This is a genomic window from Escherichia sp. 93.1518 (genome assembly GCF_013368915.2).
In the GTDB taxonomy this organism is placed as follows: Bacteria; Pseudomonadota; Gammaproteobacteria; order Enterobacterales; family Enterobacteriaceae; genus Escherichia; species Escherichia ruysiae.
In genome coordinates this window covers 120,783-143,549 of the sequence record NZ_JABWMT020000009.1, presented here as the reverse complement: position 1 = coordinate 143,549, position 22,767 = coordinate 120,783, and the positions used below count along the sequence as shown (strand labels likewise).

The 22,767-nt window shown below is 52.0% G+C and carries 20 protein-coding genes and 1 riboswitch; of the genes, 11 read left to right on the top strand and 9 right to left on the bottom strand.

What is annotated here, in order from left to right; genetic code table 11:
- Window positions 1-487: 487 nt before the first annotated feature.
- Window positions 488-2,509: an excinuclease ABC subunit UvrB gene (gene uvrB / locus HEN21_RS09055; RefSeq protein ID WP_000042546.1), complete on the top strand. Its 2,022-nt coding sequence runs from the start codon at window positions 488-490 to the stop codon at window positions 2,507-2,509.
- Between the two features lie 152 nt (window positions 2,510-2,661).
- Here uvrB and yvcK read toward each other — a convergent pair whose 3' ends face one another.
- Entirely contained in the window at window positions 2,662-3,570 is a 909-nt protein-coding gene (gene yvcK, locus HEN21_RS09050) for a uridine diphosphate-N-acetylglucosamine-binding protein YvcK (RefSeq protein ID WP_010347415.1), read from the bottom strand.
- A 265-nt stretch (window positions 3,571-3,835) separates the two neighbouring features.
- Window positions 3,836-3,980: riboswitch (molybdenum cofactor riboswitch) on the top strand.
- Here yvcK and moaA point away from each other — a divergent pair.
- The 7 genes from moaA to HEN21_RS09015 all read left to right on the top strand — a co-directional run bounded on the left by moaA (window position 3,968) and on the right by HEN21_RS09015 (window position 9,487).
- The gene (gene moaA / locus HEN21_RS09045; RefSeq protein ID WP_010351242.1) at window positions 3,968-4,957 is read left to right on the top strand and encodes a GTP 3',8-cyclase MoaA; all 990 of its coding nucleotides are present in this window, start codon (window positions 3,968-3,970) and stop codon (window positions 4,955-4,957) included. It overlaps the preceding riboswitch by 13 nt.
- A gap of 21 nt (window positions 4,958-4,978) precedes the next feature.
- Complete coding sequence (gene moaB, locus HEN21_RS09040; RefSeq protein ID WP_000084634.1) at window positions 4,979-5,491, top strand: molybdenum cofactor biosynthesis protein B; 513 nt, start codon at window positions 4,979-4,981, stop codon at window positions 5,489-5,491.
- A 2-nt stretch (window positions 5,492-5,493) separates the two neighbouring features.
- On the top strand, window positions 5,494-5,979 hold the full coding sequence (gene moaC, locus HEN21_RS09035; protein WP_000080885.1) for a cyclic pyranopterin monophosphate synthase MoaC: 486 nt from the start codon (window positions 5,494-5,496) through the stop codon (window positions 5,977-5,979).
- Window positions 5,972-6,217: a molybdopterin synthase sulfur carrier subunit gene (moaD, locus tag HEN21_RS09030; protein WP_000598607.1), complete on the top strand. Its 246-nt coding sequence runs from the start codon at window positions 5,972-5,974 to the stop codon at window positions 6,215-6,217. The genes moaC and moaD overlap by 8 nt, the downstream gene beginning before the upstream one ends.
- A 1-nt stretch (window position 6,218) precedes the next feature.
- Window positions 6,219-6,671, top strand: coding sequence for a molybdopterin synthase catalytic subunit MoaE (moaE, locus tag HEN21_RS09025; protein ID WP_000852287.1), 453 nt, complete (start codon window positions 6,219-6,221; stop codon window positions 6,669-6,671).
- A 135-nt stretch (window positions 6,672-6,806) separates the two neighbouring features.
- Window positions 6,807-7,511, top strand: coding sequence for a Bax inhibitor-1/YccA family protein (locus tag HEN21_RS09020; RefSeq protein ID WP_000373623.1), 705 nt, complete (start codon window positions 6,807-6,809; stop codon window positions 7,509-7,511).
- A 314-nt stretch (window positions 7,512-7,825) separates the two neighbouring features.
- Complete coding sequence (locus HEN21_RS09015; protein WP_016231637.1) at window positions 7,826-9,487, top strand: phosphoethanolamine transferase; 1,662 nt, start codon at window positions 7,826-7,828, stop codon at window positions 9,485-9,487.
- Window positions 9,488-9,706: 219 nt separating this feature from the next.
- Here HEN21_RS09015 and HEN21_RS09010 read toward each other — a convergent pair whose 3' ends face one another.
- Genes HEN21_RS09010 through HEN21_RS09000 form a run of 3 tightly spaced genes read right to left on the bottom strand, consistent with a single transcriptional unit; the run spans window position 9,707 to window position 12,662 of the window.
- Entirely contained in the window at window positions 9,707-10,663 is a 957-nt protein-coding gene (locus HEN21_RS09010; protein ID WP_176252349.1) for a lysylphosphatidylglycerol synthase domain-containing protein, read from the bottom strand.
- Complete coding sequence (gene clsB, locus HEN21_RS09005) at window positions 10,663-11,904, bottom strand: cardiolipin synthase ClsB (RefSeq protein ID WP_000650352.1); 1,242 nt, start codon at window positions 11,902-11,904, stop codon at window positions 10,663-10,665. Before clsB ends, HEN21_RS09010 begins: the two co-directional genes overlap by 1 nt.
- Window positions 11,901-12,662 carry an endonuclease/exonuclease/phosphatase family protein gene (locus HEN21_RS09000; protein WP_001113360.1) on the bottom strand — a complete coding sequence of 254 codons (762 nt, stop codon included), beginning with the start codon at window positions 12,660-12,662 and terminating at the stop codon, window positions 11,901-11,903. Before HEN21_RS09000 ends, clsB begins: the two co-directional genes overlap by 4 nt.
- Window positions 12,663-12,794: 132 nt before the next feature.
- Between HEN21_RS09000 and HEN21_RS08995 the strand changes: the two genes are divergently transcribed.
- Entirely contained in the window at window positions 12,795-13,205 is a 411-nt protein-coding gene (locus HEN21_RS08995) for a YbhQ family protein (RefSeq protein ID WP_000871987.1), read from the top strand.
- On the opposite strand, the gene HEN21_RS08990 is transcribed toward HEN21_RS08995, so the two are convergent.
- The 5 genes from HEN21_RS08990 to cecR are packed head-to-tail and all read right to left on the bottom strand — an operon-like array spanning window position 13,167 to window position 18,808.
- Window positions 13,167-14,273, bottom strand: a complete 1,107-nt coding sequence (locus HEN21_RS08990) for an ABC transporter permease (RefSeq protein WP_000469029.1) — start codon at window positions 14,271-14,273, stop codon at window positions 13,167-13,169. The two genes, HEN21_RS08995 and HEN21_RS08990, sit on opposite strands and share 39 nt — an antisense overlap.
- Window positions 14,274-14,283: 10 nt before the next feature.
- A complete protein-coding gene (locus HEN21_RS08985) occupies window positions 14,284-15,417 on the bottom strand; it encodes an ABC transporter permease (protein ID WP_130214891.1) in 1,134 nt (377 codons plus the stop codon).
- The gene (locus tag HEN21_RS08980) at window positions 15,410-17,146 is read right to left on the bottom strand and encodes an ATP-binding cassette domain-containing protein (protein WP_021550484.1); all 1,737 of its coding nucleotides are present in this window, start codon (window positions 17,144-17,146) and stop codon (window positions 15,410-15,412) included. The genes HEN21_RS08985 and HEN21_RS08980 overlap by 8 nt, the downstream gene beginning before the upstream one ends.
- Window positions 17,139-18,134 (bottom strand): secretion protein HlyD, encoded by a 996-nt coding sequence (gene hlyD, locus HEN21_RS08975; RefSeq protein WP_016159031.1) that lies wholly within the window; start codon window positions 18,132-18,134, stop codon window positions 17,139-17,141. The genes HEN21_RS08980 and hlyD overlap by 8 nt, the downstream gene beginning before the upstream one ends.
- Window positions 18,135-18,136: 2 nt before the next feature.
- Window positions 18,137-18,808, bottom strand: coding sequence for a DNA-binding transcriptional regulator CecR (gene cecR, locus HEN21_RS08970; RefSeq protein WP_176252350.1), 672 nt, complete (start codon window positions 18,806-18,808; stop codon window positions 18,137-18,139).
- A gap of 228 nt (window positions 18,809-19,036) precedes the next feature.
- Here cecR and rhlE point away from each other — a divergent pair, with 228 nt between their 5' ends.
- Together rhlE and dinG are read left to right on the top strand one after the other, a co-directional pair.
- A complete protein-coding gene (gene rhlE / locus HEN21_RS08965) occupies window positions 19,037-20,401 on the top strand; it encodes an ATP-dependent RNA helicase RhlE (protein ID WP_176252351.1) in 1,365 nt (454 codons plus the stop codon).
- A gap of 209 nt (window positions 20,402-20,610) precedes the next feature.
- Window positions 20,611-22,761 (top strand): ATP-dependent DNA helicase DinG, encoded by a 2,151-nt coding sequence (gene dinG / locus HEN21_RS08960; RefSeq protein ID WP_105285233.1) that lies wholly within the window; start codon window positions 20,611-20,613, stop codon window positions 22,759-22,761.
- The last annotated feature ends 6 nt before the right edge of the window (window positions 22,762-22,767 follow it).

The following is a 22,767-nucleotide window of genomic DNA, read 5'->3' as shown; positions in this document are numbered from 1 at the left end:
AATTTTACCCCCGCATTATACGATTAGTATGGGAATTGCCCAAGCGGCTGGACATAGGGGCTGCAGGCAGTTATCCACTATTCCTGTGGATAACCATGTGCATTAGAGTTAGAAAACGTAAGGTAAGCGAGAGAATACGCGGCTTGCACGCAAATTGGCGCTAAAGACGGCTTAAATAAATATTTGTTATTTTTCAATCTGTTATATAAATGCAATGGCTGTCAGGAAAGAGTCATCTCCTGCAATAAATCCGTCATCAGCTATCTTGACAAATGTTAAAAAAGCCATTGCTCTGGGGATAACCCTGCAGACCAGAGTTTTATCTCGTCACAGCGTCAATTTTACCTACGGTTTAGACCTTAGTTGACGGCGTAACAGAAATGTTGTGGTGTGAGACTGTTTTTTTATCCAGTATAATTTATTGGCATTATTAATCATGACGAGTAAAATTACACACCTGCCCGCCCATTCCTTCAGGTAGCAACTCATGAGTAAACCATTCAAACTGAATTCCGCGTTCAAACCTTCTGGCGATCAGCCGGAGGCGATTCGACGCCTCAAAGAGGGGCTGGAGGATGGCCTCGCGCATCAGACTCTGCTCGGCGTGACGGGGTCGGGAAAAACCTTCACTATTGCTAATGTCATCGCTGACCTGCAACGCCCAACCATGGTGCTGGCGCCCAACAAAACGCTGGCAGCGCAACTATATGGTGAGATGAAAGAGTTCTTCCCGGAAAACGCGGTGGAGTATTTCGTCTCCTATTACGATTACTATCAGCCAGAAGCCTATGTTCCGAGTTCAGATACGTTTATTGAGAAAGATGCCTCAGTAAACGAACATATCGAACAGATGCGACTTTCAGCAACCAAAGCGTTGCTGGAGCGGCGAGATGTTATTGTCGTAGCGTCAGTTTCCGCTATTTATGGTCTGGGCGATCCTGATTTATATCTCAAAATGATGCTGCACCTCACGGTCGGTATGATTATCGATCAACGGGCTATCCTGCGCCGCCTGGCGGAGTTGCAATATACCCGCAACGACCAGGCGTTCCAGCGCGGCACTTTCCGCGTGCGCGGTGAGGTGATCGACATCTTCCCGGCAGAGTCCGACGACGTTGCGCTACGTGTAGAATTGTTCGACGAAGAAGTGGAGCGTCTCTCGCTTTTCGACCCACTGACCGGGCAGATTATCTCGACCATTGCGCGTTATACCATCTACCCGAAAACGCACTATGTTACGCCGCGCGAGCGCATTGTGCAGGCGATGGAAGAGATTAAAGAAGAACTGGCGGATCGGCGCAAAGTACTGCTGGCAAATAACAAATTGCTGGAAGAGCAGCGACTGACCCAGCGTACCCAGTTTGATCTGGAGATGATGAATGAGCTGGGCTACTGTTCAGGCATTGAAAACTATTCGCGCTTCCTCTCCGGGCGCGGGCCTGGCGAGCCACCGCCGACGCTGTTTGATTATCTGCCTGCCGATGGGCTGCTGGTGGTTGATGAATCACACGTCACCATTCCGCAGATTGGCGGTATGTATCGCGGCGACCGGGCGCGTAAAGAAACGCTGGTGGAGTACGGTTTCCGCCTGCCATCTGCGCTGGATAACCGTCCACTGAAATTTGAAGAGTTCGAAGCTTTAGCCCCGCAAACCATCTATGTTTCTGCGACGCCGGGTAATTACGAGCTGGAAAAATCAGGCGGCGACGTGGTGGATCAGGTGGTGCGTCCAACCGGATTGCTTGATCCGATTATCGAAGTGCGTCCGGTAGCGACCCAGGTCGATGATCTTCTTTCGGAGATTCGTCAGCGAGCGGCAATTAACGAACGCGTTCTGGTCACAACACTGACCAAGCGGATGGCGGAAGATCTCACGGAATATCTCGAAGAACACGGCGAGCGCGTGCGTTATCTTCACTCCGACATTGATACCGTTGAGCGTATGGAAATCATCCGCGACTTGCGTCTGGGCGAGTTCGATGTGTTGGTTGGCATCAACTTACTGCGCGAAGGTCTGGATATGCCGGAAGTTTCGCTGGTGGCAATCCTCGACGCCGACAAAGAGGGCTTCCTGCGTTCTGAACGTTCATTAATTCAGACCATCGGGCGTGCGGCGCGTAACGTCAACGGCAAAGCGATTCTCTACGGCGATAAGATAACCCCGTCAATGGCGAAAGCGATTGGCGAAACCGAACGTCGCCGCGAGAAACAGCAGAAGTACAACGAAGAGCATGGCATTACACCGCAAGGGCTGAACAAGAAAGTGGTCGATATCCTGGCGCTGGGGCAGAACATTGCTAAAACCAAAGCCAAGGGCAGAGGGAAAGCGCGCGCGATTGTTGAGCCGGATAATGTGCCGATGGATATGTCGCCAAAAGCGTTGCAGCAGAAAATCCATGAGCTGGAAGGGCAGATGATGAAACATGCGCAAAACCTGGAGTTCGAAGAGGCGGCGCAAATTCGCGATCAGTTGCATCAGTTGCGTGAGCTGTTTATTGCCGCGTCGTGACGAGATGAGAAAGCCGGAATGTTCTTCCGGCTCAGATTAACTATGAAGTCAAAAAAGTGCTCGAACGATCCCCTCGCCCCTTTGGGGAGAGGGTTAGGGTGAGGGGAACAGGCCGCATTGCTCCAGAAGCCTGGTCAGCAATCTCAGCCACGTTAACCCAACGCTTGTAACGCCTTTTCCAGTGCGTTATGTAACAACTGGCGGTCATGACGATAGGGGATATCGCTGGCCTCCAGTACGTCCTGAATCACTATTCTGTCGGTGACCGCAGAAACATCCACTTTCGGCCCAACGACTACGGCATCAATAACCTTCTTGCCGACATACTGCTCCATAATCGCTAGCTTATTTTCCAGCTTCAGATTCGCCGCTGGTAGGCTAAGTTCACGTCCCAGATTGCCGATATAGACCATCGGTGCTGGTGTGCGGCGTAATGCCTGCGCCATTTCCTTAAGCAGCAGGATCGGCATCAGGCTGGTATAAAAACTGCCTGGCCCGATAAGAATCAGATCTGCTTCATTGATAGCATGTACCGCTTCACGCGTGGCAGGCACATTAGGGGTTAACAGTAATTCCTGAATCGGCGTGGTTAACTGGTCAATATTCACCTCGCCGTAAACTTCATGCCCCTGATCGTCAATCGCCATCAGATCAACGGGATGCTCTGACATTGGAATCAAATGCGCATCCACTTTCAGCAGATTACGAATCAAATTGATGGCTTCCAGAGGCCGTACGCTAAGGTGATCCAGCGCCTTTAACATCAGGTTTCCAAGGTTATGCCCGGAAAGTTCGCCATTACCGCCAAAACGGTATTCAAACATTGCGGAAGCGACGCTGGGTTCCGTAATCAACTGATTAAGGCAGTTGCGCATATCGCCCCAGGCAATACCGCCTTCTGAGCGGCGAATACGCCCTGTTGAACCACCATTATCGGTGGTGGTCACAATTCCCGTTAAACGAGAACCCAAAGACGAAAGTGAGGAGAGAACGCGTCCCAGTCCATGCCCTCCGCCGAGAGCAACGACACGATCAAGGTCAGCCAGCGTACGATTGCGCATATAAATTCCTGAAGTCAGATTATCCGCGCTACAGTAGCGCAACTGACAGGGAAACAGCAATTAACCTGCCAATATTGAGGATATAAATAATTGTTTTCTACCTCTAAAGGACGATATACGCACTGCATTGCTGATGATGTACATCAAAGTAAAACCGTCATTTTCCCTTATTCTGTAGTGAAATAGCACGATCATGACGCTATATATATGATTACATAGCGAAAAGTGTGAATGGTAAAAATCTCATTTACACGCTAGTATCGGCATAACCACTAAACACTCTAGCCTCTGCACCTGGGTCAACTGATACGGTGCTTTGGCCGTGACAATGCTCATAAAGATTGCCACCAGGGCGAAGGAAGAAATGACTTCGCCTCCCGTATCTGGAAAGGTGTACATGGCTTCACAACTGACTGATGCATTTGCGCGTAAGTTTTACTACTTGCGCCTGTCGATTACCGATGTGTGTAACTTTCGTTGCACCTACTGCCTGCCGGATGGCTACAAGCCGAGCGGCGTCACTAATAAAGGCTTCCTGACCGTCGATGAAATTCGTCGGGTTACGCGCGCCTTCGCCAGTCTGGGCACCGAAAAAGTGCGTCTGACAGGCGGCGAGCCGTCTTTACGTCGCGACTTTACCGATATCATCGCCGCTGTGCGGGAAAACGACGCTATTCGCCAGATTGCGGTTACTACCAATGGTTACCGTCTGGAACGCGATGTCGCGAACTGGCGCGATGCAGGCCTGACGGGCATTAACGTCAGCGTTGATAGCCTCGACGCCCGTCAGTTTCACGCCATTACCGGGCAGGATAAATTCAACCAGGTAATGGCAGGCATCGATGCCGCATTTGAAGCCGGGTTTGAGAAGGTTAAAGTCAATACCGTGCTGATGCGTGATGTCAATCATCATCAACTCGACACCTTCCTGAACTGGATCCAGCATCGCCCCATTCAGCTGCGTTTTATCGAACTGATGGAAACGGGCGAGGGTAGCGAACTCTTCCGTAAGCACCATATCTCTGGTCAGGTTCTGCGTGACGAGCTGCTGCGTCGTGGCTGGCTCCATCAGCTTCGTCAACGCAGCGACGGCCCCGCGCAAGTTTTTTGTCATCCGGATTACGCCGGAGAGATCGGCCTTATCATGCCGTATGAAAAAGACTTCTGCGCCACCTGCAACCGCCTGCGCGTCTCCTCCATTGGTAAACTCCACCTCTGCCTGTTTGGTGAGGGCGGCGTTAATCTGCGCGATCTGCTGGAAGACGATACCCAGCAACAGGCGCTGGAAGCACGTATTTCGGCGGCGCTGCGGGAGAAAAAACAGACCCATTTCCTGCATCAAAACAACACCGGTATTACGCAAAACTTATCGTACATTGGCGGTTAAAACGTCAAAAGGAGAGATCAGATGAGTCAGGTAAGCACTGAATTTATCCCGACCCGTATTGCTATTCTTACGGTTTCTAATCGTCGCGGTGAAGAAGACGATACCTCCGGTCACTATCTGCGCGACTCGGCGCAGGAAGCAGGCCATCACGTTGTCGATAAAGCCATTGTCAAAGAGAATCGCTACGCCATCCGTGCCCAGGTATCTGCGTGGATCGCCAGCGACGATGTGCAAGTGGTGCTGATTACAGGTGGTACTGGCCTGACGGAAGGCGATCAGGCGCCAGAAGCACTGCTGCCGCTGTTCGATCGTGAAGTCGAAGGCTTCGGCGAAGTGTTCCGTATGCTGTCGTTCGAAGAGATTGGCACCGCAACGCTGCAATCTCGTGCGGTGGCGGGTGTTGCTAACAAGACACTGATTTTCGCCATGCCTGGTTCAACCAAAGCGTGCCGCACCGCCTGGGAAAATATCATCGCCCCGCAGCTGGATGCCCGTACGCGTCCGTGCAATTTCCATCCACATTTGAAGAAATAAGTATGTCGCAACTGACCCATATCAACGCCGCTGGCGAAGCGCACATGGTGGATGTCTCCGCCAAAGCGGAAACTGTACGTGAAGCGCGCGCCGAAGCCTTTGTCACCATGCGCAGTGAGACGCTGGCGATGATCATTGATGGTCGCCACCACAAAGGCGACGTATTTGCCACTGCGCGCATTGCCGGTATTCAGGCGGCAAAACGCACCTGGGATTTGATCCCGCTCTGTCATCCGCTGATGCTCAGCAAAGTTGAAGTCAATTTACAGGCCGAGCCGGAACATAATCGGGTACGAATTGAAACGCTTTGTCGTCTGACCGGCAAAACTGGTGTCGAAATGGAAGCATTAACCGCAGCCTCTGTGGCGGCGCTGACCATTTATGACATGTGCAAAGCGGTGCAAAAAGATATGGTGATTGGCCCGGTACGTTTGCTGGCGAAGAGCGGCGGCAAGTCGGGTGATTTTAAGGTGGAAGCGGATGATTAAAGTTCTTTTTTTCGCCCAGGTGCGTGAGTTGGTGGGAACAGATGCAACCGAAGTGGCTGCGGATTTCCCAAACGTAGAAGCATTGCGCCAACACCTGGCAGCGCAGAGCGATCGTTGGGCGCTGGCGCTGGAAGATGGCAAATTACTGGCCGCCGTCAACCAGACGCTGGTGAGTTTTGACCATCCGCTGACTGACGGCGACGAAGTGGCTTTTTTCCCGCCGGTAACCGGAGGTTAAGATGGCAGAAACCAAAATTGTTGTCGGCCCGCAGCCGTTCAGTGTAGGGGAAGAGTACCCGTGGCTGGCGGAGCGTGACGAAGATGGTGCAGTGGTCACGTTTACCGGTAAGGTGCGCAACCATAACCTGGGCGACAGTGTAAAAGCATTAACCCTCGAACACTATCCGGGGATGACGGAAAAGGCACTGGCTGAAATCGTGGATGAGGCGCGTAACCGTTGGCCGCTGGGACGCGTCACGGTGATTCATCGCATTGGCGAATTATGGCCGGGCGATGAAATCGTTTTTGTCGGCGTCACCAGCGCACACCGTAGCAGCGCGTTTGAAGCCGGGCAGTTTATTATGGATTATCTGAAAACCCGCGCACCGTTCTGGAAGCGCGAAGCCACGCCGGAAGGTGATCGCTGGGTCGAAGCCAGGGAGAGCGATCAGCAGGCGGCGAAACGCTGGTAGTTTTTTGTTGGCCGGATAAGGCACCGCTGCATCCGGCAATTTCACCGCTCTGGACATGCGTTTACGCTGCCTCGATGCACACCCTCATCATTTGCAGTATCCTTTAGATATTCCTTATATCTTCAGGAGAAAGTCATGGACAGATTCCCACGTTCAGATTCAATCGTACAACCCCGTGCTGGCTTGCAAACCTATATGGCGCAGGTCTATGGCTGGATGACAGTTGGCCTGTTGCTGACCGCATTTGTTGCCTGGTATGCGGCTAATTCTGCCGCCGTTATGGAGCTGCTATTCACTAACCGGGTCTTCTTAATCGGTTTAATAATCGCGCAATTAGCTCTGGTTATCGTGTTATCAGCGATGATTCAAAAACTCAGCGCGGGCGTAACGACGATGCTCTTTATGCTTTATTCGGCGCTAACGGGCTTAACGCTCTCCAGTATTTTCATTGTCTACACTGCCGCCTCTATTGCCAGTACCTTCGTTGTCACCGCCGGGATGTTTGGCGCGATGAGTCTGTATGGTTACACCACGAAACGCGATTTAAGTGGCTTCGGCAATATGCTATTTATGGCATTAATCGGTATTGTCATCGCCTCGCTGGTGAACTTCTGGCTGAAAAGCGAAGCATTGATGTGGGCAGTCACCTACATCGGCGTGATTGTCTTTGTTGGACTGACGGCGTATGACACTCAGAAACTGAAAAATATGGGTGAACAGATTGATACCCGCGACACGTCGAACCTGCGTAAATATTCCATTCTTGGCGCATTAACGTTGTATCTGGACTTCATCAACCTGTTCCTGATGTTGCTGCGGATCTTTGGCAATCGCCGTTAAACGCATTTCTTATAAAATCCCGGAATGACACCGGGATTTTTTTTGTCTATTCGATAATAAGTATATATTTAAAAAATAGGCATAAAGATATAATTCATATTGATTATATCTTTATATCTATGCATGTGATGCATTTTTATAAATCTGGTATACCTAAAAGAAAATAGAGTACAATCCTACGGTTTTATTAATGGCTGGTGATATTCATCTGTTAAATAAATGCTTGCGGGTAAAAATCAATCATCTGCTGATAATATATCTCAATGGGATTAATTTTTAAATATATATTCATATAATAAATGAATTGGGGTTCTATGTCTTTCGTATTACCATCGATAACGGCTTATCCACGGCAGTCAAAAAAATACATTTTCATCGCATTGCTACTTGTATCCGTATTATTCCAGCTTTGGCCTGTTTATTTTTTACAGCCATTGAGGGTTATCCTGCGCGTCGGTATCTGCAACTTGCTAATCATCCTGTGTTTGACAGGGTGTTATCGATTATTTGTTGGAAAAATAGCAGCATTGGGTGTATCACTGTTATTGACCATTAACTTTATGGTCGCGCTTTGTACATGGCAAATTTATCAAAGTGAATTTAATATTATCTTTGCGATGAGTATCATGGAAACCCACTGGTCTGAAGTGAAAACAATGTCGGGGTTATATCTATCCTGGATGCCAGTATGTGCTGTTTATTTCTTGCTGACTTATTTTTCTATACACACGGGCGTTAAGTGTGTGTCTACTAAAGTTCAATGTGCATCACTGGTGATACTATTAATATTTATCTCATGGTTTAGCTACAATCAATGGAGTAAACAGAAAAAAGATGGTCTTGGAGGATACTCTCCATTAAGCTCCAGGGTGTTAAGATTTACACCATTTTATACTGCTGCCGATTTTATTATTGCTTATCGAGATATTTCTTTTGCCAGAGAAATAAAACAAATTGATGTGGATTTACCGGGATTGATTGCTAAAGAAACGGATATTGAAAATTATGTTATTATCGTAGGGGAGTCTGTACGGCGCAGTAATATGAGTTTGTATGGCTTTGGCATCAATACCACGCCTGTACAAAATGAGATTGGACCACAGGCGCTTATCTTTGATAATGCGGTTTCCCCAGCGGCGGCAACAGTAACTTCTGTTCCGATGATCCTCAGTAAAGCGACAACAGAAAGTTTTACCGCTGCGGACTTATCAAATAATGTTATTGCCGTAGCTAATAAAGTGGGGTATCAGACTACCTGGTTAAGTACCGTGGGTATGTCCGGGAAGCATAATAACTATATTACGCTCATTGGTCGTTCCAGTAATAATACACATTGGGTAAGCGAGGAATACGATGATAGCCTTCTTCCGTTGTTGGATGAAGCATTAAAAGCCAAGGGTAAGAAATTAATACTGCTACATGGTAATGGTAGCCATGAAATTGCCTGTACACGCTACCCTGAATGGGCAGATAAAATTAAAACTGGGGATAAATACGAGGATTGCTACAACAACTCCATACAATTTACCGATTACATCATTGGTGAAATCATGAAACGACTGGAGGGAAGTAAATCCTCATTACTCTATTTTTCTGACCACGGTCTGGAGAAAAACCCCAATATTCCATCGTATTATATGCACGCCGCAGATACTCCCAGTAAAGAAGCCTACGATGTACCGCAATTTATCTGGTATAGCCAGGCTGCTATCGCCAGTCAACCGCGTAAACTTGGACACATTCAAGAAGTTTATTCATTGCTTAATAACTATGCGATGATTCTTGACTGGCTGGGCATCTCTACCCACGAAGAGCATTGCAATTCGCCATTATCTCAGTGTTATCGTCCGCACTCCTCCATTCCAGTAACTGATGGCACCCGTGCCAAAATATATGAATATAAAGATCTGCGAGACACCTTTACATCACCGAAGAAAAAGGTTTCTTATCGCGAAGCCAGTCCGAATCCGCTGTAATTTTATGCTGAGAGGACATCGCCAGATGTCCCCTGATGATTATTAAGGAAACAACAAACATTACTCTGGCGTAAAACATACTTTGTTAAAGGGCTGTAGCGTATCAGAATGCAGAAACGCATTAGTTGTGTAGGGCGGCTAAGGCGTTCACGCCGCATCCGCCATGAACAAATAGCACGTTGCTAACAATCTGCACAAACCAAAGAACTTAACTAAACATCACATCGCCGCTTCATTTTTTGCCCGTAGCTTCTTCGCCTGGGTTTCCAGCAGCAGGTAACAGATCAGCGCCAGCAGCAGCGGGATAAAGTAGTACAGGACACGGTAAGCGAGCAGGGCGGCGATAATCGTTCCTTTTGATGTATGTTCCCCTGCCAGTAGCGCGATAAACACCGCTTCCAGTACGCCAATACCCGCTGGAATATGCACAATGACGCCGGCAATACTGCTAACCAGCAACACGCCCAGTACAAAGAAATAGTTCACGTTTTGACCAAGTAACAGCCAGATAATCGCTCCCATAACCATCCAGTTAACGCTGGAAATCAGCATCTGGGCGAGGGCGAATTTCCATGAAGGTAGTACCAGCTTTTGCCCTTTGATGGTCATATGACGGTGTTTAGCGAAGGCGCAAAACCATAAATAGACTGCAATTATCAGCAGCAAACCAATGCCGAGAATACGCAGCGTGGTTTGATCGATATACCAGTGATCCGGCAGTTCCACCACGCCCACGGTAAAAATAATCCCGGCGAGCAAAATATAGCCCAGCCAGTTGGTGGTAATACTCAGCGAGAAAATCCGTGTAATAGTGCTACCCGGTAATCCCAGGCGGGAGTAAAGACGATAACGCATACCAATGCCGCCGACCCAGGTACTGAGCGTCAGGTTGAAGGCGTAGCAGATAAATGACACCAGCATCACCTGGCGCTTCGCCAGTTTATGACCGCAGTAGAAGCGGGCTAGCAGGTCATAACAGCCGTAAATCAGATAGCTGACGACCACCAGCCCAACCGCACTGAGCAGTGCAACGCGATTGTAGTCGCGGATGACCTTCCAGACCTCTTCCCAGTCTACCTTTTTGGCGTAGACCACCAGCAACACAATCACCGCGATAAAAAACAGCCAGGTGAGGATCTTCTTTGCCCGGCGCCAGCGTGGATGCGATTTACTCATCAGGGTTTTACCCCCGTGTTTTCTGTTTCTACCCGATCCTGAGTTTCCATTGCCGGCTGCGCGGGCGGATCAACTTGCGCCAGACGTGGCGTATGCGCCGGAAGCCAGCCCACCAGCGCCGGAAAATGGCGTAGAAAGTGGAATGCCAGCACGCTTTTAGTCAGGTTCCACCAGGTGCGTTTTGGCAGCATGGTTTCATCTACCTGCTGGCAGTCAGCGGCGATGATGCCATTCAGATTGTCGCGTAACGTCTGGTTAAAATTACGATCGTGGATGATAACGTTTGCTTCAAGATTCAGCGACAAACTGAGCGGATCGAGATTACTGGAGCCCACCGTCGCCCAGTGATCGTCCATCAATGCCACTTTGCCGTGGAGTGGGCGGCGGCGATATTCAAATACCTGAACGCCGCCTTTAACCAGATAGTTATACAGCAAGCGCGCGCCGACTCTGACAATAGGCATATCCGGTTCACCCTGAATGATCAGTTTGATCCGCACCCCACGGCGTGCCGCTTTACGCAAGGCGTGTAAAAATCGATAGCCGGGGAAGAAGTAGGCGTTGGCGATAATCACTTCTCGCCGCGCCTGAGTGAGCATTTTCAGATAGTGGCGTTCAATATCGCTGCGATGTTCTTCGTTATCGCGCCAGACCAGCAATACCTGCGCTTCTCCCGGCTGGCGGTTCTCTTCTGCCTTGTGATGACGTCGCCACCAGCGCCGTGCCGCGCTTTGTCCGGGCAGGTTTTCCAGTTCAAATTGCAGAATATCTTCCACAATTGGCCCCTCCAGGCGCACCGCGTAATCCTGTTTGGCCTCTGGACCGTAGCTGGACATATGCTCGGCGGAGTAATTCAGCCCGCCAATAAAGGCGATGCGTGCGTCGATCACCACAATTTTGCGATGCATCCGGCGAAACACATTGGTGCGCATACCGAACAGGCGAGGGCGGGGATCGTAATAACGAAACACCACGCCAGCCGCCGTCAGCTCATTGACAAACTCATCGCTGAGATCCGGCGAACCGTAGCCATCCAGCAAGACTTCCGCTTTAACCCCGCGTCGCGCAGCGTCCAGCAATGCTGCGTGTAATTGTTTACCGACGTCATCCTCGAACCAGATAAACGTTTCAAGAATAATGCGTTCTTGCGCCTCACCAATCGCTTTAAATACAGCGGGATAATATTGCTCGCCGTTCTCCAGCAACTGGATCTTATTGCCTTCGCGCCAGCTACATTTCATAAATGAATCTCCGCACTCAAAGGGGCATGATCAGAAAGATGTCGCCAGGTGCGCAGCGGTAGCGAGGTTGGCGCGCTGGCGCTGGCGTTTTTGACATAGATCCTGTCCAGACGTAGTAGAGGAAATTGCACCGGAAACGTGCGCGCCGGGCGTCCGTGGGCGCGGGTAAATATCTCATCCAGCCCGGCCTGTACTTTTAAGGGATGATTGGCTTTTTGCCGCCAGTCGTTGAAATCACCCGCCACTAAAACGGGTTCGTCGGGCGGAAGCTGGTTCACCCATTCGGCGAGCATCGCAAGCTGCGCCTGACGGTGCGCCTCACGCAGGCCAAGATGCACGCACATTACATGAATCGCTTTCCCGGTCACCGGCGGCACAATGCGGCAGTAGAGCACGCCGCGCTTTTCCGCCCCATCGACAGAAACATCGCGATTTTCATAATGTTCAATGGGATAGCGCGACAGTACGGCGTTGCCGTGATGCCCTTCCGGGTATACGGCATTGCGGCCGTAGGCAAAATCGCTCCACATAGTGTCGGCGAGAAACTCGTAGTGCGAGGTATCGGGCCAGTTTTCCACATGCAGTGGATGAACTTCGTGCGCGCCCATCACTTCCTGCAGGCAAACAATATCGGCGCTGACGGTGCGCACTGCGTCGCGAAGTTCCGGCAAAATGAAGCGTCGGTTAAACGCTGTAAAGCCTTTGTGAATATTGATGGTGAGTACCTTGAACGAAAATTGTTGTGTTTGATCGGGCATAATTTTCCTGTCTTTGCCTCTTATCTCATTGAAATAGTGTAGTCGGCGTCACAAAAAGGTGCGGTCTTACGGAATTTTCCGTAAAGTTCGGTACTCTGAGTTAGTAGAGATAAATTCTTCAGGAGAGAAGCCATGAAGTGGCAACAACGTGTTCGTGTCGCAACTGGCCTAAGTTGCTGGCAGATTATGTTGCATTTACTGGTAGTGGCGCTGCTGGTGGTGGGCTGGATGAGTAAAACTCTGGTTCACGTCGGCGTGGGATTGTGCGTGCTGTATTGTGTAACGGTAGTGATGATGCTGGTGTTTCAGCGCCACCCCGAACAACGCTGGCGCGAGGTGGCAGACGTACTGGAAGAGCTGACCACCACCTGGTATTTTGGCGCGGCGCTGATTGTGCTGTGGCTGTTGTCCCGCGTACTGGAAAACAACTATTTGCTGGCAATTGCAGGGCTGGCGATCCTTGCCGGCCCGGCGGTGGTGTCGTTACTGGCGAAAGATAAAAAGTTACATCACCTTGCGTCTAAACATCGCGTACGCCGCTGACCCTGTCGTGGCCGTTATCACCAGTAGCGGCCACAAACTGTTCCACACAATATCCAGACTCGCATCCTTCAAATAAATCTGCTTGGTAATGTCCGTAAAGTGGCGGATAGGGTTAATCCACGTCAGGTTTTGCAGCCACACCGGCATGTTCTCTACCGGCGAAACGTAACCGGAAAGCAGAATGGCGGGCATCATAAAGACGAATACCCCGATAAACGCCTGCTGTTGCGTTGCACAGAGTGATGAAATCAGCAGACCGAATCCCACCAGTGACAAACCGTAAATCACCATCGTGAAATAGAACAGCGCCAGCGATCCGGCGAAGGGGATTTGATACGCCCAGATACCAATCGCCAGCACGATAGTGGCCTGGAACGTGGCGACAATTAACGCCGGTACGGCTTTACCGATGAATATCTGCCAGGTGGTAAGGGGCGAAACCAGTAGCTGATCGAGCGTTCCCTGTTCGCGTTCGCGGGCGACAGAAAGTGAAGTGACGATCATCACGCCGATAGTGGTGATCATGGCGATCAGCGACGGCACCACAAACCATTTGTAATCGAGGTTTGGGTTATACCAGTTGCGTACCACCAGTTCGCTGTTGTTGGGCTTCGGCTTTCCTTCCAGCAGCTCCTGCTGATAGTTTTTGACGATCTGTTGCAGGTAGTTGGCAGCGATTTGCGCACTGTTGGAGTTACGCCCGTCGAGAATTAACTGCAACGGCGCGGTCTGGAACGTATCCAGTTTGCGTGAGAAGTCAGCCGGGAAACGCACCAGCAGTAGCGCCTTTTGCGTATCGATAGTCGGGCGGATCTCCTGCGGACTTTTCAGTAGCAGCACATGGGTAAAGGCGCTGGCGCGGGCAAAACGCTGGGTTAGCTCCACCGAATGCTCGCCGTTATCTTCATCGTAGATGGCGATGGTGGCATTAGTCACTTCCAGCGTGGCGGCGAACGGGAACAGGATCACCTGAATCAGCACGGGTAAAATCAGAATCGCGCGGGTTTGCGGTTCGCGCAGCAACGACTGCAACTCTTTGCGGATTAACGTCCATAAGCGATGAAACATGCTCTTCTCCCTAATCCAGCCGACGTTTGGTTTTCAGCCACGTCAGGCCGATAAACATCACCGCCGAAGCGATCAAAAACAGCACGTTCACCACCAGCACCACCGGAATATTCCCGGCGAGGAACAGGCTTTGCAGGGTGCTGACGAAATAACGTGCGGGAATAATGTACGTCACCGCGCGGATCACCGCTGGCATACTGTCGATCTGAAAAATAAAGCCGGAAAGCATAATCGACGGCAGGAAAGCGGCGTTCAGTGCTACCTGAGCGGCGTTGAACTGGTTGCGGGTAATCGTAGAAATCAGCAGCCCCATCCCCAGGGTACTGAGCAAAAACAGACTGGTGATAAAAAACAGGATCAGCAGCGAACCGCGATAGGGCACGCCGAGAATAAACACCGACACCAGCATACAGAGCAGCATCGCCAGCATACCGAGGAAGTAATAGGGGATCAGCTTACACAGCAGCAGTTCCGTGCGGGTAATCTCCGTAGAGAGCAAAGCCTCCATAGTGCCGCGCTCCCACTCCCGCGCTACCACCAGCGAGGTGAGGATCGCGCCGATAACCGTCATGATAATGGTTACCGCACCGGGGATAATAAAGTGCTGGCTTATCGCCGCCGGGTTAAACCAGTAGCGTGTCTGGACGTCGATAAGTGGTTCAAAAGTCTGCCCATTGTCCTCTGCCCGCTGCATTTGCCAGATCTGCCAGATCCCTTCGACATAACCCTGCACAAAGTTGGCGGTATTCGGCTCGCTGCCGTCGGTGATCACCTGAATCGGCGCGGTAGCGTTGGCGCGCTCCATCTGTTCGGCGAAATCTACGGGAATAACCACCAGACCGCGAATTTTCCCCGCCTGCATTTTGGCGATCAGTTCCTGACGGTTATCGCTGATGGTGGCGTCAATATAGGGCGAGCCGGTCATGGTGTGGGTGAAATCCAGCGCCGCTTCGCTACGTTGCTCCAGCAAAATCCCGACCCGCAGCTTACTGGAGTCGAGGTTAATGCCGTAACCAAAAATAAACAGCAGCAACAGCGGGATCACCACCGCAATCAGCCAGCTACTCGGATCGCGAACGATCTGCCGCGTCTCTTTGACGCACAGCGCCCGCACACGACGCCAGGAAAGGATCGGATTACTCATTGCCATGCTCCTTATCCCAGTTGTGGATCAACTGAATAAAAGCCTGCTCCATGGTGGGGTCGGGTTGCTCATCGTTAGCCGACTGCGCTTTCAAATCGTCCGGCGTGCCGCTGGCAATCAGCTTCCCGCGATACACCAGCCCGATGCGGTCGCAATATTCCGCTTCATCCATAAAGTGGGTGGTAACCATCACCGTAACGCCTTTCTCTACCATGCTGTTGATATGCAGCCAGAACTCGCGGCGGGTGAGGGGATCGACGCCGGAGGTCGGTTCATCAAGAAACAGAATGTCCGGTTCATGCATCAGCGAGCAGGCCAGCGCCAGCCGCTGTTTAAAACCCAACGGCAGTTCATCGGTGGCATGTGAGGCGATACTTTTCAGGCCGAACGCCTCGCTCATACGGGAGATTTTTTCGTTCTGCGCCCGACCGCGTAAACCATACACACCAGAAAAAAAGCGTAAATTCTGTTCGACCGTCAGGTTGCCGTAGAGCGAAAATTTTTGTGCCATATAGCCGAGATGCTGGCGCGCTTTACCGGAACTCTCTTTCAGATCCATCCCCAGCACCAGCGCCTGACCAGAGGTCGGCACCAGCAAGCCACACATCATCTTAAAGGTGGTTGATTTCCCCGCGCCGTTTGGCCCAAGTAAACCAAAAATCTCACCGCGTTTAACAGCAAAATTCACGTGATCGGTGGCGGCAAAATCACCAAATTTCTTGGTCAGCTCTTTCGCTTCGATCACCGTCTCGCCGGGTGTGCCTTCTACCGTATGTAATATTGCGCCTAGCGGCGATTCCGAGGTTCCGGCACCACCCAGCAAATCAATAAACGCATCTTCAAAACGCGGCGTAGTTTCGTTGATGTTGATTTCCGGCATCCCGTCGGCATGGCGAATATCGTCTGGTGTGGCCTCTTTTTTGAGGATCAGGCGCACGGATTTCCCCTGAATCATGCCGTCGCTGACCTGCGGCAGTTTCAATGCCCGTTGCAGCAATTTGCGGTTGCCCTCGTGCGGGCTGGTCATCAGAAAACTGCGTCCGGCCATAGTCTGCGTCAGAGCCGTCGGTTCCCCCTGATACAGCAGCTCGCCTTCGTTCATCAGCAACACATCACGGCACTGCTCGGCTTCATCGAGATACGAGGTGCTCCAGAGGATCAGCATCCCTTCGCCTGCCAGCTCATGCACCATCTGCCACAGTTCGCGCCGTGAGATAGGGTCAACGCCGACGCCGGGTTCATCGAGCAGTAACACTTTCGGCGCGCCCACCAGGGTACAGGCCAGCCCGAGTTTTTGCTTCATCCCGCCAGAGAGCTTGCCCGCCAGGCGTCCGGTAAACGGCCCAAGAGATGTAAACTCCAGCAGGCGAGCAAAAGTCTGCTTCCGCGCTTCACCGGTGACGCTGCGCAAATCCGCGTACAGATTGAGGTTCTCCATCACCGTGAGATCTTCATACAGACCGAATTTCTGCGGCATATAGCCAAGCACTGCGTGCAGCGCAGCGTCGTTTTTGATCGGATCAAAGCCAATCACCGTGGCACTGCCGCTGTCGGGTTTCAGTAATCCCGCCAGCATCCGCATCAGCGTGGTTTTGCCCGCACCGTCCGGCCCCACCAGCCCCGTCACATAACCAGCGTGAATGGTGCAGTCGAGCGGCGCGACGGCGGGCTTATCCATGCCCGGAAAGCGTTTTTCCAGGCCGTTCAGCGTGATAACGGCATCATTCATGTCCTGCCTCGTCACCGAATTGCACCGTCACTGGCATACCCTGGCGTAACGCATCATCGGCGTCGGTCACCACAATACGCAGGCGATAGACGAGGTCGGTACGCAGATCCGGCGTTTCGACGGTTTTCGGGGTAAATTCAGCAGTCGGCGAAACGAAACCAATCTGCCCGTGATAGGGCTTGTCCGGGCGACCATCGGTATAGAGCAGCACTTTGCGTCCCGGCTGCGCCTGGTCAAGATTACGTTCATCAACATAAGCGCGCACCCACACCGGACGCGTCAGCGAGACGGTAAACACCGTGCCGCCTTCATTGAGCACCGTGCCAGGCTCTACTGCACGGGTTAACAGCGTGCCGTCAGACGGTGCGACCAGCGTCGAATCCTGCAAATTCAGCTCCGCCTGCGCCAGTTGCGCCTGCGCCTGTTCGAGGCTGGCTTTTGCCTGGGCGATATCCTGTTCACGGTTACCGGAACGGTACTGACGTAATTTATCCTGAGCTGATTTCAGCGTTGCCTGCGCCTGGTCGCGCGAGGAGCGGGCATTTTCCAGGTCATTTGCCGAAATGGTGCGGCTTTTCCACAACCCTTGCTGGCGGTTATAGAAGTTCTGCGCATAGTCATATGCGGCTTGTGCCTGTTTCACCGCTGCGGCGGCCTGAGCGATTTCTTCGTCGCGATACCCGGCAAGCATCAGGTCATACTGCGCCTGCGCCACTGAAACGCCGGCTTTCGCCTGCATCAGGGCAATTTCATACGGCTTATGATCCAGTTCGCCCAGCACCTGGCCCGCTTTGATCGCATCACCTTCGTCTACCGCCAGCGACTCAACGCGACCACCGACACGGAAGCTCAGATTCACCGTACGAATATCCACGTTGCCATACAGCGTCAGGCCGTTATCCTGGCGGCTTTGATACCACCAGTAGCCTCCGGCAACCACGGCGGCAAGCACCACTACCGCCAGTCCAGTCACGACAGTTTTTTTCATCACTACAAACTCCTTTGCGATAATCCTTGCAAAATCAGGTCGATATGACAGGTCACCGTCTGGTTGATCAGTTCGGTCTTTTCTTTATCGAACGCGCTCCAGCCGGTGCGTAACAGAATCGTTTCTTTACCAAGACGAAACGCCAGAATCTCGCCAAGTAATGCATGGGTATGGAGGATCATGCGGGTATCGTTGGCATCACAACCGGTCCAGGCGGCGATCAGACGCGTAAGATGGCTGTGTAGCGGGCTAATCACCTGTTCATGCACCAGATGGTAGGCCGCCGTAGGAGAGAGTTGCTCACGGGAGATAAACTTGCTGAGGTTGACAGTGTCATCCTGGGTGAGCAGTTGAATCATGTTCCTGCAGGCGCGAAGGATCAGTTCGCGGATGGCTGCGCGATCCGGCTGTGGTTGCGCGAATAAGCGTTCGGCTTCCTCGGCGTGCGGACGGAACTGTTCGCCAATAAAATCGGCAATCCACTGGGCGCAGGCGAGGTATAAATCTTCTTTCGAACCGAAGTAATAGGTAATAGCAGCGATATTCTGCCCGGCCTGGGCGGCTATCTCGCGGGTGGTGGCGTTCATTCCATATTCACCAAACTGCGCCAGTGCGGCAGCAATCAGCTGCTTTTTCGCCTGTTCACCTTTGGTTGTCATGGCAGGACTATTCATCGCACAGTCCATTCTTAATCAAATGATTGATTAAGATTATGACTCCATATGGAAGTTGTCCAGTATGGCTAAGAATTTTTGCAATGCCAGCAATAGGGATAATTTATGCGCCGCGTCACAAAAACTGCTACACTCCGCCCCCTCATGACATTGTGGTTTTTGTCATTTTCCTTTTCAGTATCTCCCTGAAAACTACACCGGTAACGGTCGGGGCGGTTCGGAGTAGTTATGTCTTTCGATTCTTTGGGTTTAAGCCCTGATATCCTGCGCGCCGTTGCCGAGCAAGGTTACCGTGAACCCACCCCTATTCAGCAGCAGGCGATCCCTGCGGTGCTGGAAGGCCGCGACCTGATGGCCAGTGCCCAGACCGGCACGGGCAAAACAGCGGGCTTTACGTTACCGCTGTTGCAACACCTGATTTCCCGCCAGCCGCACGCCAAAGGGCGTCGTCCGGTACGCGCGTTGATCCTCACCCCGACCCGCGAACTGGCGGCGCAGATTGGTGAAAACGTCCGTGATTACAGCAAATACCTGAACATTCGTTCGCTGGTGGTGTTTGGTGGCGTCAGCATTAACCCGCAGATGATGAAGCTGCGTGGCGGTGTTGATGTGCTGGTGGCAACGCCGGGGCGTTTGCTGGATCTGGAACACCAGAACGCGGTGAAACTGGATCAGATAGAGATCCTCGTCCTTGATGAAGCTGACCGTATGCTCGATATGGGCTTTATCCACGATATTCGTCGTGTGTTAACAAAACTGCCAGCGAAGCGCCAGAACCTGCTGTTCTCCGCGACTTTCTCTGACGAGATTAAAGCTCTGGCAGAAAAACTGCTGCATAACCCGCTGGAAATCGAAGTGGCACGCCGCAATACCGCCTCTGAGCAAGTGACCCAGCACGTTCACTTTGTCGATAAGAAACGCAAACGGGAATTGCTGTCACACATGATTGGTAAAGGCAACTGGCAGCAGGTGCTGGTGTTTACACGTACCAAACATGGTGCTAACCATCTGGCTGAACAATTAAATAAAGATGGCATTCGCAGTGCGGCGATCCACGGCAATAAATCGCAAGGTGCGCGTACCCGTGCGCTGGCCGATTTTAAATCGGGCGATATTCGCGTGCTGGTGGCGACCGACATCGCCGCGCGTGGCCTGGATATCGAAGAGTTGCCACACGTCGTCAACTATGAGCTGCCAAACGTACCGGAAGATTATGTCCACCGTATCGGGCGTACCGGTCGTGCCGCCGCCACCGGCGAAGCGTTATCGCTGGTGTGTGTTGATGAACACAAACTGCTGCGTGATATCGAAAAACTGCTGAAAAAAGAGATCCCACGCATTGCGATTCCGGGCTATGAGCCGGACCCGTCAATCAAAGCCGAACCGATCCAGAATGGTCGCCAGCAACGCAGTGGCGGCGGTCGTGGGCAGGGTGGTGGTCGCGCTCAACAGCAGCCACGCCGCGCTGAAGGTGGTGCGAAGTCTGGTAACGCGAAACCCGCAGAAAAACCGTCTCGTCGTCTCGGCGATGCCAAACCGGCAGGCGAACAACAACGTCGCCGCCGTCCGCGTAAACCTGCCGCTGCGCAGTAATCTTTTATGCCGGGCTATGCCCGGCATAAAACAGATGACAAAGACCCAAATATCCTGGCCTGTTCCCCTTTCCCTGAATGGATGAGAGGAAAACCCCACATCCGGAAAACGTCTTTGCGAGCAGCTTTCCAGAAACAGAAAAACCATTACCCCTGAAAACCGAAAAATGCCACAATATTGGCTGTTTATACAGTATTTCAGGTTTTCTCATGGCATTAACCGCCGCGCTTAAAGCGCAAATTGCCGCCTGGTATAAGGCGCTTCAGGAACAGATCCCCGACTTTATTCCCCGTGCGCCGCAGCGGCAGATGATTGCGGACGTCGCCAAAACGCTGGCCGGAGAAGAAGGGCGGCATCTGGCGATTGAAGCGCCCACCGGCGTTGGGAAAACGCTCTCCTATTTGATTCCTGGCATTGCGATTGCCCGCGAAGAGCAAAAAACGCTGGTGGTCAGTACCGCCAACGTGGCATTGCAGGATCAGATCTACAGCAAAGATTTACCTTTGTTGAAAAAGATCATTCCCGATCTTAAATTCACCGCCGCTTTCGGGCGTGGGCGCTACGTTTGCCCGCGTAACCTGACGGCGCTTGCCAGCACTGAACCCACGCAACAGGATCTGCTCGCTTTTCTTGACGACGAACTGACGCCTAATAATCAGGAAGAGCAAAAACGCTGTGCAAAGCTGAAGGGCGATCTCGACACTTATAAATGGGATGGCCTGCGCGATCATACAGATATCGCTATTGATGACGATCTCTGGCGACGGCTGAGTACCGACAAAGCCAGCTGCCTCAACCGCAACTGTTACTACTACCGCGAATGCCCGTTTTTTGTTGCCCGTCGGGAGATTCAGGAAGCAGAAGTGGTGGTGGCAAACCATGCGCTGGTGATGGCGGCGATGGAAAGCGAAGCTGTATTGCCAGACCCGAAAAACTTGCTGCTGGTGCTGGATGAAGGGCATCACCTGCCGGACGTGGCGCGGGATGCGCTGGAGATGAGCGCCGAAATCACCGCGCCCTGGTATCGGCTCCAACTGGACTTGTTCACGAAACTGGTCGCCACCTGCATGGAGCAGTTTCGCCCGAAGACGATCCCACCGCTGGCAATCCCTGAACGTTTGAATGCGCATTGTGAAGAGTTGTATGAGCTTATCGCCTCTTTAAACAACATTCTCAATCTCTATATGCCTGCCGGGCAGGAGGCTGAGCACCGGTTTGCGATGGGCGAACTGCCTGATGAAGTGCTGGAGATCTGCCAGCGGCTGGCGAAACTGACCGAGATGTTGCGTGGCCTGGCAGAACTGTTCCTCAACGATTTAAGCGAGAAAACCGGCAGCCACGATATTGTGCGTCTGCATCGGTTGATTTTGCAGATGAACCGCGCGCTGGGGATGTTTGAGGCGCAAAGCAAACTCTGGCGGCTGGCCTCGCTGGCGCAATCTTCCGGTGCGCCAGTGACCAAATGGGCGACGCGGGAAGAGCGTGACGGGCAGCTACATCTCTGGTTTCACTGCGTGGGGATCCGCGTCAGCGATCAGCTGGAAAGGCTGCTGTGGCGCAGCATTCCGCACATTATTGTTACTTCCGCGACCTTGCGTTCGTTGAACAGTTTTTCGCGTTTGCAGGAGATGAGCGGGCTGAAAGAGAAAGCAGGCGACCGCTTTGTGGCGCTGGATTCACCGTTCAACCACTGCGAGCAGGGCAAAATTGTTATTCCCCGGATGCGCTTTGAGCCTTCCATCGACAGCGAAGAGCAGCACATTGCTGAAATGGCGGCCTTTTTCCGTGAGCAGGTGGAGAGCAAAAAGCATCTCGGCATGTTGGTGCTGTTTGCCAGCGGACGGGCGATGCAGCGGTTTCTCGACTATGTGACGGATTTACGTTTGATGTTACTGGTGCAGGGCGATCAGCCGCGCTACCGCTTAGTTGAACTGCATCGCAAACGCGTCGCTAACGGTGAGCGCAGCGTGCTGGTGGGCCTACAGTCATTCGCCGAAGGCCTTGATCTGAAAGGCGATCTGCTCAGTCAGGTGCATATCCATAAAATCGCCTTTCCGCCTATCGACAGTCCGGTGGTGATCACCGAAGGCGAATGGCTAAAAAGTCTTAATCGCTACCCGTTTGAGGTGCAAAGCCTGCCGAGTGCTTCGTTTAATCTGATTCAGCAAGTTGGGCGTCTTATTCGAAGCCACAGTTGCTGGGGCGAAGTGGTTATCTACGACAAACGCTTGTTGACCAAAAATTATGGCAAGCGACTACTGGATGCATTACCGGTATTTCCAATAGAGCAACCGGAAGTCCCTGAAGGTATAGTTAAAAAGAAAGAAAAAGCGAAATCCCCACGCCGTCGGCGGCGTTAATGATGT